This is a genomic window from Leeuwenhoekiella aestuarii, assembly GCF_004104055.1.
GTDB classification, from domain to species: domain Bacteria; phylum Bacteroidota; class Bacteroidia; order Flavobacteriales; family Flavobacteriaceae; genus Leeuwenhoekiella; species Leeuwenhoekiella aestuarii.
On sequence record NZ_QOVJ01000007.1, the window covers coordinates 147017 to 164296 of the forward strand.

Below are 17280 nucleotides of genomic sequence, written 5' to 3' on the forward strand. Positions count from 1 at the left end.
GTTCTATTCATTTACAAGTGTAAATCCGCCCCCGGGCTGTACGGTTAATGCCAACTTTCCATTTTTTGGAACCTTTATCGTTTTGGTGAAGGTTTCCGAATTTTTGTCATCATTGATGAGCGTGACGATTTTGCCTGCTAAAAAAGGAAGATTCAAATCCAGCTTTTTAGGTTGAGCTTCGGCATTGATGCCCGCTACATACCAGGTATCTGCATGACGTCTTGCCAGTACCGAAAACTTGCCGGGATAACCATCAATAAACTGGGTTTCATCCCAGCTGGTTGGTAGTTTTTTTAGAAAATTCAGTTCAAACTGCGGCGCGTCATCCAGATTATTTGGGGTAAGCGCGAGGAACTGCAACGGATTTTGGAACAAAACTCCTGTAGCCAATTGAAACGCGTCAGTTGTCAGGCGTTTTTGTCCGGATTCATTTCCTCTATTCAAATAATCATTGAGTACTACTCCACCAAACTCCATACTCGCCACGGCATTTCTGATAAACGGGTGCATTGAAGCGTTATAGGCCTCTTTTTTACGCACATCCTCCACAAAAACCAACATTTCTGAAGCTACCACAGCCTCACTCCCCACAAAATTGGGATACATACGTTCCCAACCGCGCGGTAGGGTGGTTCCGTGAAATACGATCATCAATCCGTAATCATTCGCGTCTGAAAGAATATCTTCATACAAACGCATGGTTTCCTGCTTATCTCCGCCAAAAAAGTCAACTTTAAGTCCTTTAACTCCGGCTTCTTTAAGCCACTTCATTTCTTGTTTACGCTCAATCGAGGTATTCATTTTATTAAGCGGAGTCTGAAAAGCATCGTTGACAATTCCGTTTGAGTTGTACCAAAGAAACACACCAACATCTTTAGAAGCCGCGTAATCAATGAGTTCTTTCATCTTCTCATAACCTATACGCTCGTCCCACCAGGCATCAATAAGGATGTATTTAAAATCCATCGCTGCTGCCAGGTCGATGTATGCTTTCTGGTCATCATAATTCATACTGGCATCCTGCCAGATGATCCAGCTCCAGCTGCCTTTACCATATTCATAATCCTGTGAAGGCTCGTAAAGCGGTTCAACCACATCCCAGGGAATGGTCGTTTCTACAATAGGTTTTAGGCTTTTGCCAACCGTGATGGTACGCCAGGGAGTAACTCCTGGCAAACCCATTTGCGCGCCACTACTGCCAAAGCCATTATTTTCCTTTTCGTTAGGGTACTCTACGTAAAAAGTCCCGTCTTTATAGGAACTAAGATGCGAAGCCGGATACAGGCTACGTACACCGGTTTCAGAAAGCAGTACCCAGAATTCATTGTTCACTTTAAACAATCCCGGAAACACATAACCTCCGGGAGCTGTTTGTTCGGTTATGGGTTGATCTGCCTGGTAGGCCGACTCATAACTGGGTGCGGTACGTGCAAAACCAGTCATCGGCCGCATCACATTTGATAAAAAAGCGGTGGTTTCCTCGGGAAAACTAAAACCGGTATGCTCCTGCTCTACCACAATAGCGCGGGTATCTCCCCATTTTGAAATTTCGTACCGGAATGCGATATCGTTATCGCTTACCTGAAATAAAACAGAAAACTTGCGATCTTTAGAATCCTTTACCGTGTAGCGAAGTGTGTTGGCTTTATAAGTAACTTGAGACTGTTTTATTTTGTCTTGAGTGTAGGTTTTAGAAACTCTATCTTTTTTAGCTTCCACAAAAACCAAATTTTCTACAAAGTCGCCTTCATTGGTAACAAAGCCTAAAGGCGCTTTCTCAATCACAATAATTTCTTCATAACTCACCGAATAAACCGGCTTACCATCAATCAATTCTACATTAAGTTGAAGTTTAGTATCAGGCCCGTTGATTTGCTCTTTTTGAGAAAAAAGGCTCATACTAATGCATATAAAAAAGATGGAGAGTGTGTTTTTCATGAATTTTAAACTTGGTTTATGAAACTTAGACCGTAAATTTAGCAAATGGTTTAAAAGACTATAAGTCTATAATGCGTAAATTACGAAAAGTGTCGGGATTACATTTATGAAGTTGTTTTAAAATTTTATTTATAATAATTTTTATCAAATATTGATACTTAGGCAATGATTACCATAATTATTCAAAAATAATTGGATGAAAAATAAGATTTAGTGAAAATAATTTTGCAGTTGTAGCACTCTTAAAGTACTAAGAATAGTGACTTAACTTGATAGAAAATATTTAAGTCTGACTACTTTAAGTCAGTTAGTCTAACTTATAGTATTAAAAAACATTTCAAAAATATTTTAATATAGATAAGCTTACCATAATTATGATATTTAATCGCTTCATTATTATATTCTTCTTGTTTTGGACAGCGGCTTTTACAGCCTTGTTAGCACAGGAATTAGAGGAGAAACTCAAATTTACCGAGGTAAAAAACCTACCGGTTCAGCGTGCAGTGACTGCATTTGCTCAGGACACCAACGGCTTTCTATGGTTTTCTACTTATGGTGCTGGTTTGTATAAGTTTGACGGAAGCACTTTTACTGCATATAAAGAGAGTTGGAAAGACGAGCAATCACTAAGTAGCTCATTGGTTCATGCAATTTTCACAGATTCTACTGGAAACATCTGGTTGGGTACTGAAAAAGGATTAAACCGATATCGACCTGAAACTAATGATTTTGAAAACATAACTCTTAAAAGTTCAGATACAGAAAAGCCGTTTGCCATTCATTGTATTGAGAGTCTCGATGAAAATACACTCATCGTAGGCTCTCATAATAACGGAGTTTATCAGGTAGACATACTTACAGGAAAGATTACATCAATCCCTTTTAAAACTCCTATTAATAATGACTGGCTACGTATTAATAGCATTGAGATTGCCCAATCTAATATCTATCTCGGAACCTCTCTCGGACTTTTTCATTACAATGAGCAGACTGGGCAAATTGATCGCAGTGAATTCATTTTAAACAAAAAAAAATCCCGTATATCCTATCACATTAGCAAGTTATGTAAAGATTCTGATGATAATCTTTGGATCGGTACCTATAGCCACGGAATATTTAGGCTTGATTTAAATGAAAAAGTTTACAATTACCGGGAGTTGCCAATCACAAACAAACGTATTCTTTCCATAGTTGAAATGGATCGGGGTAAAATTCTAGTAGGTACTGAAAACGACGGACTTTTTATTCTCAACCAAGAAGGCGAACTAATAGACAATTATACGCAAAGTAAATTTGGAGATAATCTCATACAATCTAACTCGATCTGGAGCCTTTTTGTAGATAAAGATCAGCGTGTTTGGATAGGCTATTACAGTGATGGCATCAGTTTTTATGACCCTGATTTTGATCGATTTAAAGATATTGAAAGCATTCCTTATAAAAAGGAGTCTTTACAAGATGGCTCAGTTACCGGTATTCTTGAAGATGAGGATTCTAGGTTATGGATTAGTATGGATGGTGGCGGAATTGATGTTTTAGACAAGAAATCACAACACTTCACCCATTTAATTGATCCTAATAATCCTATTGCTAAAGGGTTGTCTACAGGCGACATACAGACCCTGTTTTTTGACAGTAATAAAAATCTATGGGCGGGCTCTTGGAATGCAGGGATCTTTTTCCTTAAAAGGGGAAGCTCCACATTTAAAAATTACACAAATGAAGATGGTTTGGCTTCCAGAAGTACTATCTGCTTTGCCGAAGACTCTCAGGGAACGATCTACATAGGTACCTTTAATGCCGGGCTGCAAACTTTTGACCCAAAAACCTCTAAATTCACTAGGCTTAACAGTGAAGTGTTTAGCAATGCTGGTATTGCAAATTGCGATGTGCGTAAAATATTAATAGATAAGAATGACCTGCTCTGGGTAGGTACCACAAAGGGGTTATTTACTGTAAAAAAAGAGGCTAACGGTTACAAAGTAGAATCAAAAAATAATGCAATGTATGCTGCCAAACAGAGTAATGATTTACAGTATTATATTTTATCGTTATACATGGACGCTCATGAAAATGTATGGATCGGAACAGATGGCGGAGGGTTATTTAAGTATGACGTCAAGTCAAACTCTTATAAATGGTTTCAGGATCAAATAGAAAAACAAACAATCGCATCTATAATAAGTGATTCACAAGGTATGATCTGGTTAGCAGGAAATAACGGGATTTCAAAATTTAACCCGGAAAATAATGAAATCATAAATTACACCGCAAATGATGGACTTCTTGCAAATGATTTTCACAACAATTCGGTATTAAAAAGCAGCAAGGATATACTGTATTTTGGAAGTTATAACGGAATTAATTTTTTTAACCCTACTGTTTTAAACATAAATCTTCAGCAGCCCGCTCTCTATTTTTCTGAGTTGCGCCTTTTTAATGAAAAAGTAGGTCCAAAAACCGAAGACTCTCCTTTAAACGAGGTCTTATTTTCTACAGATAAACTTACTCTTAAACCTGATCAATCTGTATTTACCATTGATTATGCTTCTATAGATTTTACAAGACCCTCAGATAATAGCTATGCCTATATTCTAGAAGGCTTTGATAACTCTTGGAATTATGTAGGTAATACTAAAAGTGCTACGTATACAAATATCCCTGCTGGTAGTTACACCTTTAAAGTTAAAGCAGCAAATAACGATGGCTTATGGACTCAAGACCCTATCGCCTTAGCGATTACTATACTTCACCCCTGGTATAAACAGACTTGGGCAATAACGCTTTATATTGTAATCATTATTATTTTGGCCTATTTCGCCTATACATTTACTCAAAATAGAATCGCCGAAAAACGCTTGATTCAATATGAACGTGACAAACGCCAGCAGGAAGAGGAATTAAATAACAGAAAGCTTCAGTTTTTTACGAATATCTCTCACGAGTTTCGCACTCCTTTAACGCTTATTAAAAATCCCATAGAAGATATAATCACCAGTAAAACTTATACATTTCCGAAGGAAATAGCTGCAAAGCACAAGAGTATTTTTCGCAATACAGAACGCTTAATTCGTTTGATTAATGAGCTGATGGATTTTAGAAAACTTCAGTTTAAAAAAACCGTTATAAAGGTTGAAAAAATTACCATTACTTCCTTCTGCGAAAACATTGTTGCTCATTTTAAAGAAGAAGCCTATCAACGTAATATTGCCCTCGAGGTAACTTCTGAAGAAGACAACGATCTGGGCGTTTATGCTGACCCGGGCATGTTAGAAAAAATAATTTTTAATTTACTTTCAAACGCATTTAAAGCAACACCCGATAATGGTTTGGTCTCTGTATCTCTCAAACGCACCGAAGAGCCTATAATTTTACCTGAAATTTCTCTTGAAAGTCCCGTTGAAGCTCTTGAGATTCAAGTTGAAGACACTGGTTTTGGAATTCCCAAAAAAGAAATTGAGAAAGTTTTTGATCCTTTTTATCAGGTTGAAGGAATGAATAAACAGTATTACGGGGGTACCGGTATAGGTCTTGAAGTAGTACGTAGTTTTCTAATCATGAATAAAGGTAAGATTGAGGTGAGTAGTAAAGTAAATCAAGGAACAACCTTTAAAATCTATCTGGCACTTGGCAAAGAACATTTTGATAGTTCTGAACTATTAAGTACATCTGAACTTATCCCTGAACAGGAAATAGAAGATTCTATGATCGAATTACCACAGGATAGTGTGACAAAAGACCCTGTTGAAAATGAGCACGAAAAGACTAATACCCTCCTGATCATTGAAGATAACTTTGAACTACGCACGTATTTAAAAGAGCAATTGAAAGATTATTATAAAGTTGTTGAGGCCATAAATGGAGAAGAAGGTCTCGAACAGGCACTAAAAATTATTCCAGATGTTATTCTTACCGATGTTCTGATGCCCCAAATGGATGGTGTTGAATTTTGCAGAAGACTTAAAAGAGATATTAAGACCAGTCACATTCCTGTGCTTATGCTTACCGCAAAAGCACAAACAGACGATTGGATTGCCGGACTTGATGCAGGTGCTGATGCGTATATCAACAAGCCTTTTAATATTAAAATTGTACGCTCTCAACTCAAACAACTTATTGAAAATAGACAAAAACTGTTTACAAAATATTTTAGTGAATTGAGTACTGCCGATTTAAAGGCAAACAGTACATCTATAGACAAAAAATTTATTGCTAAAGTGATCAATTATATCTACAAAAACATTGATGATCCTAAGCTAAATGTAGAGAACCTCGCTAATGAACTGTATTTAAGCCGAAGCCAGTTATATCGTAAAATCAAGGCACTAACCGGCCAGACTGCAAACGAGTTTATTCGTAAAATTCGGTTAGAAAAAGCCAAAGAATTATTGGAAAACGGCGAAGAATCGGTCAGCGAGATTGGCTACAGAGTAGGCTTCTCGACTCCGTCCTATTTCACAAGATGCTTCAAATCTGAATTTGGAAAACTGCCGACAGAGGTAAAATAGTTTTAATCTGACAAACCTTTTCTAAAATCATAATACGCTGGTTTTGGCTCTAATTTAGAATTGTAAATCGTGGGCCAGTCCTTTAAACCAAAAAATGGATTAATCCAGGTATCGCGGTCTGTAAAATCCCAAAAGGTGATCCCAAATTGCTGGTCAGTAGGTATCTCTTCCCGGTATATTTTTGCCACAGCTTCGTATTTCTGTCCCTGTTGTTCTAACATTTCAGGAGTGACTCTGCTGTATAACTGCTCTCCTCCTCCACGGGTATCGTCATGTCTGTTGAAAATGATATCCAGCTCAGAAAAATGAATTTTCAGACCTGTCGCTGCCATTTTCCGCACACTCTCGCGTACTAGACTATCAGGAATATCCATACGTAAATGCATCTGCACACCAAGGCCTGTGATCGGTACATTATCAGCTTTAAGTTCTTCTATCATTTTAAGAACCCCGTTTAATTTGGCTGTATCACGCTCCAGATTAAAATCGTTGTAAAACAAGTCTGCTTCAGGGTCTGCCTCGTGGGCATATCTAAACGCCTGAGCAATGTATTCTTTACCCAATCCATTATACCAAAGGGTTTCTCTGTATTCCCCTCCCTGAGTATCAAAACCTTCGTTAACCACATCCCAGGCAGCTACTTTTCCTTTATAACGGCCTACATAATCCTGAATATAGCTTTTTAGAAAATCACCCAACCAGAGGCTGTCTTCAACTCCTTTTTGAAAAACCCATCTGGGCGTACCCGAATGCCAAACTAACGTATGACCAAAAAGTCGTAAGTTGTTCTTTTGGCTAAAATCAACCAGACTATCGGCTTTATTCCATTTATATATGCCCTCTTTGGGATTAATGGCATACATCTTCATATCTGAAGTGGCAGTAATACTGTTGAAGTTTTCCAGTATTATGGATTCTAGCATGCTATCCTGCAACACCTGTTTGATTTCCACAGCTCCACCAACGGGAAATGAACTATACTCTTTAAGTCCTTTTTCTTCTGTTGGTTCTGAGACGCATCCCGTAAAAAGGGTTAAACATAAAATCATTAATGCGGAGTAAGCAGGTGCTGTATTTTGCATGTTTCTTTTGGTATTTATTGAGTTGATTGTCCTGTGTGGTAGTTATAAAAATCCCAAACCTGATGCGCCACATCACGACCAAGTTCGAGGCCGGCAATATTATCTGCCTGAATGTGATAGCCACCCATAACCCGTGAGATTCCGGCCATTTCTGCCGCCTGAGTAAAAGTGGGGAAATCAAGCACAATAGGTTCTCCCAATGCCTGAGGCTCGGTTAGAGCACCGGGAACCAATTCTACCTGTACGTCGAGATAATCACTGCCTGTCCATAACTTTAAAAGTTCGGCACAAGCACCACTTATGGTACTGTGACCCGAAGTATAACTGGGAAACGGAGGGCAAAGAAAAGCTGATGGTGAGTACGGACGCCAGTCTTCACCTTTGATGGTTCCCGTGCCACGTCCGGGGCCTTTCCAGCCTTTAATCTCTTTATCTTTGAAATAATGATGTACCAACGCAAAAGGTCTCGCTGAATCGTAAAACATCTTAGAATCCCAGGAAGCGATAAAGGCATCCATCGCTGTTACCTGGTTTGCAAAAAACATTTTTACATCTTCATCAAGCGTGTGATTATCGCGCTTAGAAACCTGCTGAGCAAATTTAAGCCAATGCCCTGCTTGCTGTACAGACTGCGGCCCATCCCGCATAAATTCTACAAGCGCCCGTTCTTCATTTGTAAGGTTAGCTTGCAATTCAACCACCTCTTCCACTTCTTTTTGAAGTTGTTCTGAACCCACTTTAGGTGGTGGTCCCGGTCTAAACTGATCTGCTGTTTTGAGTGCGATAGGTTCAACCAGCTGCCAATACGGTGTCAAACACGAAGGCGCAAATTTTTCGCCGGTTTCGCGGGTAAAATATTTGGGTTGCCAGCGGTCGTAATCGTTCAGCTGGTCTACAGTATTTACAGGCTGGTAATTGGTGTAATCCTGATACGGCTTTGAAAAGCCTTCAACTTCCCCATATTGATTAGCCCCGTCATTATACCGGGCTTTAATGGTTGCCTGTGCCGCCAGATTACCTATTCCTGCAGGTGTGGTAGGATCTAGAGAGTCGTCATTGGGATCATACCCCAGGTGAAGCATAAATTTCTTAAACTGAAGGCTGTCATAAGGATAATATTCCCGCAACGTATGATAAGCTGCATAACTAATCGCTTTCTCCTTATTTGCAGTCGTTTGCTGAGCAGCAGGAAATTTATCGTAAGCTTTCATATAAACCGGAATTGCCGCATCATCAAAAGCCGACCACGCGTCAAAAACCGCTACAAAAACCAATGCAAGAAATCTCGAAGTAACCGTAGGTCTTGGAGCAATACGATCGGTATCGTTTGCTGTACCTAAAATGGCCATTTCAGACCATTGGTACGCTACGTTTTGACCTTTTAAGGCTTCAAGACGATCTTCTACTTTCATCACAGGCACGTACTCCTGTGCATAATAAGGAACGCTGTAAATAAGAAATAGGAAAATTAGAAATCCCTTTTTGCAATCGAAAATATTCATAATAAAATCTTAAAAAATAGCATATAAAGAAACAAATTATTTAGTGTGAATCAAACACATTTTCATTTTTTTGAGACATCAATTCAGCTTTAAAGCCTGCATATAATCTGAGTTCTTTGCAGCTAAAATATACGTCTCATCCCCGAGTTGATACTTCTTGAGATTCTTTACATCACCCGGTATAAAAAGGCCGCTTTCTGCAGGACGCAGTGCTGTAAAATTACCTTTACCATCTCCTGCAAGAAAAACTCCCCGTGAAGCATCATTACGCGGCGTTTCAATCTCAGACTGGTATAAGTTTCCGGCTAATACAGCATCCAGATTTCCGTCATTATTAAAATCTTTTACCACAATGCCCGTTACGCTAGAAAGTTGTGCCGCTCTGGGTAATTGATGTATCACCATCTTTCCATTTTTATTTTCCAAATAAATACTGGCAAAAGATTTTACCTGGTAATGCAGCGAACTGTTCAATATTTTTTCGGAATAAACCTCATCAAGTGTTGCTTCAGAAAAACTGGCATAATCTTTAAACTTTTTCTTTATCCCCGGAATTTGCTGAGATGAGCACTGTCTGCCACGTAGCGGGTATTGTTTCCCGTCGTTATAATAGCCCAATACGATATCCTCGTTTTCATTGTTGTCAAAATCGCCTGCGTAGATATCAAAAGGCTCTTCTTCTGAAGCCTTGTACTTATAATTCAAGCCATTATTACCCAGTATGTAATCTGTATCCCCATCCCCATCAAAATCGCCGGAAGCTATACTCCACCACCAACCGGTAGTGTCCTCAGCAAGCAATTCATTTGTGACCTCGACGAAACCGTTTGTGGTATTTTCAAAAAAGCGAATGGGCATCCACTCCCCTACGATCACAATATCGGCTCTGCCATCCTGATTGAAATCTGAAACCGAAGCAGCGGTTGCCATACCTAAATCTGTAAATGCTTCCGGTTGCATCTCATTGTCAATCTCAAATTGGGGATTGCCGGTGGTACCCATATTTTTTAAAAGAAATGACGACGCAGGTTCCGGATATTTACCCGGAGTTTGTCTGCCCAAAACCAAAAGATCCTGCTTTCCGTCCCCATCAAAATCTTCGGCATACACTTTAGAAGCACTTGACTGTAGTTTGGGCAAAGCATCAGCAACCGCTTTAAAATTTCCCTTATGATCATTGAGATAAAGCCTGTCGTTCAACAGTTGTGGTTTTTTCGCAAATTCGTAACCCCCGCTTACCACATAAAGATCCTGAAACCCGTCACCATCTGCATCAAAAAACAAGGCGTCCACATCCTCGTATCCCTTATCGCTTTGGAACACATTTAAATCAACCCTATTAATTCCGTTTGTGGTTTGAATGAAAAACGCGGCTTCCTCATCTTTAGTACCACCTACATAATAATCTTCGAGTCCGTCATTATTCACATCTCCAACTGCTAATGCAGGGCCAAACTCTGACATTTTGTGTGGGAGCAATACCTGATCTTTAAAATCATCGTAGGTGTTCTCTACGTGTTTAAATTTTGGGAATGCCGTGGAGTCAGCTTGTGTAAAGAATGTTTCTTCCTGAGGCGGATTGATGGTGTTCTCAGGCATTGCGGCATTATTTTCCTCAAAAATCAATTCCTGATTAACTTTTGTATTTTTTAGTTTATGCTCTTTTCCATTATTCCATACTACGCGAACCTCATCAATGCTTTCTGTATTATTGAGTCCGAAATACAATACCGCAGCAACAGAAGATTGAAAACCTCTTGTCAACGTGAGCTCCTGCATCTGGATCGTATCACCCGTAGTGACATACACCCTATTGCCCACGCCCATCGTATTTGCGCTGCTTCCTTTAAATTTTACTCTTAAAAAATTAGACCGTTCTGATGCCTTGTTTTCAAAGATGGAAGCCGGGTCGTCAATATTATTGGTCACCAATTCCAAATCCCCATCATTATCTAAATCTGCGTAAGTGCCTCCATTTGAAAAGCCTTTAAAGCTTACATTCCAGTATTTATTGGCTTTCTCGAAGTGATAATCGCCTTTGTTCTGAAACATAAAATTATCCAGTTTCTCTTCGGGAATGTTTTGGCTCCAAAACAACAAACTGTCCTGAGCAATCCCTCCTTTTTCTTCGATACGGTTGAAGTAATCATTATCGTTTATCTCGCGACGGGTACCATTTGAAATAAATAAATCTTTGAGTCCGTCGTTGTCAAAATCGGCAAATAAAGGTCCCCAGCTCCAGTCTGTAGAAGAAGTACCTGTTATGCGTGAGATGTTTGAAAAATCAGGTATACCTTCGGAGTTAAAAACCCCATTATTCAGTTGCATACAATTGTGCATGTATTGATAATGAAATCCCGCATCGACCACACTCCAAAACAAATCGGCATTCATACTCGCCATATTTGCTTTTTTGCGGCGGTTGATTTTGGCGTCCATATCTGCTTGAAAGAAATCGAGCAAGCCGTCGTTATTGAAATCAGCAATATCAACACCCATACCGTAAAAGGCTGTTTGAGCGGTTGCCTCTTTAATCACTTCTTTAAAGCTTCCGTCCCCATTGTTGATATACATAAGATCGGGCGAATTAAAGTCGCTGGAAACATAAATATCGGGCCAGGAATCGTTGTTTAAATCCCCAATGGTTGCGCTTAGCGAAAGATTATAGGATCGTAAACCGGCCTTATCAGTTACATCAACAAAACCGTCACCGGTGTTTTCATAGAGGTGATCTGTCTGAAGATCTGTAGGATCCCGCATATACTGCTTGTAAACCCAGGTAGGTGAACTGAACTTGGTAGGCGGATAATTAGCCTGATACATATCTAAATCCCCGTCCTTGTCGTAGTCAAAAAAAGTAGCCTGAATGCTATGCCCGGCATCAGCAAGACCATATTCTGAAGCTTTTTCGGTAAACGTATTGTCTCCATTATTTATAAACAACTGATTGATATGCGGCTCAAACTTGCCACTTACCGAGCAATAGATGTCCAGATAACCATCGCCATTAACATCTGCCATTGTAACTCCCGTGTACCAGCGCTCATCGCCTCCTACCCCTGCAGGCAAGGTAATGTCTTCAAATTGAAGATCACCCTTGTTGAGATACAATTTATTCTGAACCTGATTTCCGGTAAAATAAAGATCTATAAGACCATCATTATTGATATCACCTGCAGCAACCCCGCCACCCATATAAATATAGTTGTAAGTGAAATAATTGAGGGAGTCATTTTCGGTCAAAGTATTTGTAAAAGAAATACCCCTACCATCTGCATTAAGGCTTTCAAAAATTTTGAAATCATTTTCAGACTCAGCTGTTTGTTTCTCTACAGTCTCTGCACAGGAACTCAGAAAATGCACAACAAGACCAATGGCTAAAATCTTTGAAAAAATCGGTATCCTAAAAGTCATACGTGTAAGGGTTAAGGAAAATTAAAAGCGCTCTAAAAAAGGAAGCAACACTATAAAAATAGTGTTGCTTCAAAGGAAAACCAATTCAAATTAATATCCTGAGTTCTGATCTGCCTGAGTAATCGATTCATTAGAACTAATCTCACGATCTGGTATAGGCCACAATTCATGTTTGCCTTGTTGAAATCCAGTACCTGCTAACTCTGTATTAGAAATACCCCATCGCACAATATCATTGAAGCGCACCTGTTCCCCTGCTAATTCTACTTTACGCTCATGAACTATAGCGTCAAATACCTGTGTTTGCGAAAGGTTGTCTTGTATATCGTCAAGTCCAGCTCTATCTCTAACGCGATTTATTAAATCAATCGCTTCAGGAGTTCTGCTTGTTTCATTAGCAGCTTCAGCTTTCATCAATAGAACATCAGCATAACGTATAACTTTAAAGTTTATACTTGACTCTTGTTCTTCTGCATTTCTACGATAATAGTTCTGGTATTTTCTCCAACCCGCCGGGCGTATTCCTGCCGTAGTAGAAAGGTCACTTTCTTCAATAACGCCCCCACCATTACCGTCAGCGTAGGTGTCACCTACAAAATAAAAGTTTTCAGCAGAACGGATATCACCTTCCTCATACTCATCTAATAAGTCTTGTGAAGGATATACGTTAAACCAGTCTAAAACGCCATAATCCTGACCTCTAAAAGTAGACTCGTTAAAACCTTCGCCATTAACGTTAGAATCCCATTTTGTACTGGTACCTAAAGCTCTGTCAAATTCTATTTCAAATAGCGACTCAATACCGTGCTCCGTTTCTTCTTTAAAATTGTCAAAGTAACTCTGTTCAAGATCATAACCAGTTATAGCATCAAAAGCATCGTAGGCTTCGGCGTACTGCTCTTGATATAATAAAGCTTTACCTAAATAAGCCAATGCAGCACCCTTAGTAGCTCTACCAGTCACTTCCTGATCACGTAAAAAAAGATTATCTGCAGCAAAGCGAAAATCATCAATAATTAAATCGTAAACCTGATCTTCTGTCGAGCGTGGCAAACCTATCGTACTTTCAGATTCATCTCTAAGACTTTCATAGAGTGGCACCCCTCCAAAGCGAGTTACTAATAGAAAGTAATAATGCCCTCTTAAAAAACGTGCTTCAGCGATGTATTTATTTTTTATATCTTGTGCTAATTCAGACTCTTGAATTGCGTTAATTCTGTCAATATTAGAAATAACAAAATTCGCTTTATTTATTCCCCTAAAACAGCTATTCCAGTATTCAGCAATTTCATTATTACTCGAATCAAAAGTGAAATTATTATAGGTTACTTTATTAGCTTCCTGTTGAGGGTTTGGACTATTATCCTGACCCATGTTATCATACATATAGAATAATAATCGACCATAAAGCGCATTTACCTGATTTTGCGCATAAGATGCATTTACAGCAGACTTTATCTGCTCTTCATTAGCAAAATAGGTCTCCGGAATCAACGCGTTTGGATTTACAAGTTCAAGATCACTATTGTCGCAAGATTGTGTTACCACAAATATCAATGCAAACAAAGAGAAAATTTTATAGTTTTTCATAATGTTTTTTTAAAATGATAATTCAAGTCCTAATAAAAAAGATACCGGTTGTGGATAATCTCCACGATCTAGACCGACTTCACCAGCTCTACTCACAACTTCGGGATCTAATCCCGAGTAATTGGTCAACGTTATGAGGTTTTGACCGCTCACATATACTCTTAATCGTTGTATAAAATCAATTACTTCTTCATCAAAAGTGTATCCAATACTTAAATTTTTAAGTCTTGCATATGAACCATCTTCCACAAAACGGTCTGAAACTCCAACATTTTGCGTCGCACCAGCGTATCGAGGAATTGTGTTTGAAGGATTCGTTGGAGTCCAACGATCTAACACTTCAACACCTGCATTAAATAAGCGCGTCATACCCTGTAGGTCATAGATATTCGTATTGTAAATATCATTACCCGCAACACCATTAATAAATAAATTGAAATCAAAATTCTTATAACGCGCATCGAAATTTAACCCATAGGTCAAATCCGGATACGGATTACCTATTATCTGTCTATCTGCAGAATTAATAGTACCGTCACCATTAGTATCAACAAAGCGTATATCACCTGGTGCTATACCTTCTGGATCAGGGTTGGATGTAAACACCTCATTTATTTCAGCCTGATCTTGATAAATACCATCTGTTACTAAACCGTAAAAGTGAAACAAAGATTCTCCCGGTTGGGCTCTAACAATCTGCTGACCTTCAAATCCATCACCAAAGAACTGTTCTGAATTTCCTCCTAAATTGAGAACTTCATTAGTACTTGTACCAATATTCACATTAGCAGACCAGGTAAAATCACCGTCATAATCATTATAACCCAAAGCTAATTCTACACCTCTAGTTTCTACAGAACCTGCATTTCTAAATTGTGTATCGCTACTATACCCCAGTGATGGAACCAACAAAACAGGTACTAATAAATCATCACTTTTATTCTTATAATATTCTACTGAAGCAGTAAACTGATTGTTAAATGCTGCAAAATCGACACCTAAATTTAGGATACTTGTTTCCTCCCACTTTAAATCGGGATTTGGCAAACCATTAGGAGTAGTACCAATTGCTGCAGCATCATCAATTGGATAAACAAATGGACTAAACAATGTAGGTGCGTATGCATAATCGTCAATTCGATCATTACCTACAATACCATAACTTGCTCTTAGTTTTAAAGTATTAAAATTACTGTTGTCTAAAAAGTTTTCCTTTGCAATATTCCAACCTGCAGAAACTGAGGGGAAGTTACCCCAACGGTTATTAGCTCCAAATCGAGAAGAAGCATCTCGTCTAAACGATGCTGAAATAATATACTTATCATCATAATCATAATTTACACGTGCTAAGTAGCTAAAGCGATTGTTTTCAAAAGTAGAACTACTGGCAGCTTGTTGCTCATTACCTAATTCTTTAATGTCACTCGATATCGTGTTACGCGCTTCTGCTGAGAAATTTTCGGTTTTACTATTATAGTCCTCGATTAGTGCTAAAGCTTCAAAGTTATGTACATCATTAAATGTCTTTTTATAACTCAAACTGTTATCAAAAGTAATTGCCTGCCCACGTGAATTTCCTCTAAATGCAAATGCAAAGTTTTGGAAATGTGTCGTTCCGGATATATCATCATCATTAAATGCAGGAGTGAATTGATTAGTCAACCCATTAAAGAAATCTAGACCCACCTGAGAGCGAAAACTTAAACCATCTAATAGTTCATACTCAGCGTATACATTACCAATTACAGAAATATTTTTTGTCTCAAAATCACTTATCGTTTGAACACGAACCGGATTTTCTGCATCCTGACCATCTGCTGCACTGTTAGGTCCCTGAAAGCCTCCTAAATTGTTATCGTTGTAAATATTAAGATAAGGCGCAACTTTAATAGCATGTTCTATTAATGAACGACCACCACTCTCTAAAATCGGTTTTGTTCTTCCAAATGCCACAGACATAGTTTCTCCCATTTTAAAGTTACCCAATGTAAAGTTTGAAGTAGCTCTAAATGAAAAACGCTCAAAACCAGAATTGATTATTGCTCCTTCCTGATCCTGATAACTTGCTGAAAATCTATAGGTACCGTTTTCATTACCACCAGAGTATGCCGCATTGTAGTTCTGAATTACCCCAGATTGAAAAATAGCATCCTGAAAGTCAGTATAATTATTTAAGAAATCATCAGGTCTATTAATATTAACACCAACATCAGATGCGAATTGTAAATATTGATCTGTGTTTAATATATCATAACGCTTGTGAATGGTTTGAAAACCGCTATAAGCATTAAAAGTAAGTGTACCTCTACCCTGCTTTCCTTTTTTGGTAGTTACCAAAACAACTCCGTTAGATCCTAATGACCCATAAAGTGCAGTTGTAGATGCATCTTTCAAAATGGATACAGATTCAATATCTGATGGACTTATTCCTGATAAATTACCCACAATAACACCATCAATTACATACAATGGATCGTTATTTCCGAAGGTACCTAAACCTCTAATTCTGACGTTAGGTGTTGTCCCGGGTGCTCCGGCATTAGTAACGGTAACACCAGGAGCTCTACCTTGTAGAGCTTGCTCTGCATTAGTAACCGGTAATGCATCAATAGATTCAGAGTCTACAGTAGAAATAGCCCCGGTAACTTTAGTTCTACTTTGTGAACCATAAGCCACAACTACTACATCCTCTAATGCTTCTGCAGATTCTTCTAGCGTAATGTCAAAAGTTGTTTGAGAGCCAACATTTAACTCTTGCTCTACAAAACCTACATAGGTAATGAGTAATTTATCACTATTTGCAACTCCATCGATTGAGAACATACCGTCAAAATCTGTTGAAGCCCCCTTGTTAGTACCTATTACGGCTACAGATGCTCCTGGAAGTGGCATTCCTGTAGGATCTTTTACAGTACCTGTAATAGTTTTAGTCTGCGCAAAAAGTTCTGCCCCTGTAAGCAGAAATGCAAACGCAAGAATTGCAAGTTTAATTTTAGTCATATTGGTGAAATTTGATTTTGATTTTGTTAAATATTTTAATTCATCACTACTGTTACATCGATTGCGTGAAAATTATTTTAATCAATCAATGCTTCACAAAAGTATTTCCAGTACCTCGATAGCACTAGAACAAATGATGCAACCTCTTTAAATTTTGTTGCATTAAAGCCTAATAAAGCCCTAAAAATCAATCTTAAGGGAACAAAACAACATTTAGTAGTGTTTTTAAAACATTTAAATAATGAT

7 protein-coding genes are annotated in these 17280 nt (G+C 38.4%); 1 reads left to right on the forward strand and 6 read right to left on the reverse strand.

Features of this window, described 5'->3' with window-relative positions; translation table 11 throughout:
* Positions 1-3 precede the first annotated feature (3 nt).
* The gene (locus DSM03_RS15465; RefSeq protein ID WP_128762657.1) at positions 4-1938 is read right to left on the reverse strand and encodes a glycoside hydrolase family 97 protein; all 1935 of its coding nucleotides are present in this window, start codon (positions 1936-1938) and stop codon (positions 4-6) included.
* Between the two features lie 374 nt (positions 1939-2312).
* Between DSM03_RS15465 and DSM03_RS15470 the strand changes: the two genes are divergently transcribed.
* Positions 2313-6446: a hybrid sensor histidine kinase/response regulator transcription factor gene (locus tag DSM03_RS15470; protein WP_128762658.1), complete on the forward strand. Its 4134-nt coding sequence runs from the start codon at positions 2313-2315 to the stop codon at positions 6444-6446.
* Between the two features lie 2 nt (positions 6447-6448).
* On the opposite strand, the gene DSM03_RS15475 is transcribed toward DSM03_RS15470, so the two are convergent.
* From DSM03_RS15475 to DSM03_RS15495, 5 genes are all read right to left on the reverse strand, one after another.
* Complete coding sequence (locus DSM03_RS15475; protein ID WP_201740452.1) at positions 6449-7528, reverse strand: endo-1,4-beta-xylanase; 1080 nt, start codon at positions 7526-7528, stop codon at positions 6449-6451.
* A 14-nt stretch (positions 7529-7542) separates the two neighbouring features.
* Positions 7543-9030, reverse strand: a complete 1488-nt coding sequence (locus DSM03_RS15480; protein ID WP_236638934.1) for a vanadium-dependent haloperoxidase — start codon at positions 9028-9030, stop codon at positions 7543-7545.
* A 78-nt stretch (positions 9031-9108) separates the two neighbouring features.
* Positions 9109-12444 carry a VCBS repeat-containing protein gene (locus DSM03_RS15485; protein WP_128763304.1) on the reverse strand — a complete coding sequence of 1112 codons (3336 nt, stop codon included), beginning with the start codon at positions 12442-12444 and terminating at the stop codon, positions 9109-9111.
* A gap of 90 nt (positions 12445-12534) precedes the next feature.
* Positions 12535-14034, reverse strand: coding sequence for a RagB/SusD family nutrient uptake outer membrane protein (locus DSM03_RS15490; RefSeq protein WP_128762660.1), 1500 nt, complete (start codon positions 14032-14034; stop codon positions 12535-12537).
* 9 nt (positions 14035-14043) lie between these two features.
* The gene (locus DSM03_RS15495) at positions 14044-17034 is read right to left on the reverse strand and encodes a SusC/RagA family TonB-linked outer membrane protein (RefSeq protein ID WP_128762661.1); all 2991 of its coding nucleotides are present in this window, start codon (positions 17032-17034) and stop codon (positions 14044-14046) included.
* Positions 17035-17280: the final 246 nt, after the last annotated feature.

What these genes read in the sequence shown, in the direction of transcription:
- DSM03_RS15465 (WP_128762657.1), bottom strand. Translation starts at nt 1,938, where the DNA reads ATGAAAAACACACTCTCCATCTTTTTTATATGCATTAGTATGAGCCTT.
- DSM03_RS15470 (WP_128762658.1), top strand. Translation starts at nt 2,313, where the DNA reads ATGATATTTAATCGCTTCATTATTATATTCTTCTTGTTTTGGACAGCG.
- DSM03_RS15475 (WP_201740452.1), bottom strand. Translation starts at nt 7,528, where the DNA reads ATGCAAAATACAGCACCTGCTTACTCCGCATTAATGATTTTATGTTTA.
- DSM03_RS15480 (WP_236638934.1), bottom strand. Translation starts at nt 9,030, where the DNA reads ATGAATATTTTCGATTGCAAAAAGGGATTTCTAATTTTCCTATTTCTT.
- DSM03_RS15485 (WP_128763304.1), bottom strand. Translation starts at nt 12,444, where the DNA reads ATGACTTTTAGGATACCGATTTTTTCAAAGATTTTAGCCATTGGTCTT.
- DSM03_RS15490 (WP_128762660.1), bottom strand. Translation starts at nt 14,034, where the DNA reads ATGAAAAACTATAAAATTTTCTCTTTGTTTGCATTGATATTTGTGGTA.
- DSM03_RS15495 (WP_128762661.1), bottom strand. Translation starts at nt 17,034, where the DNA reads ATGACTAAAATTAAACTTGCAATTCTTGCGTTTGCATTTCTGCTTACA.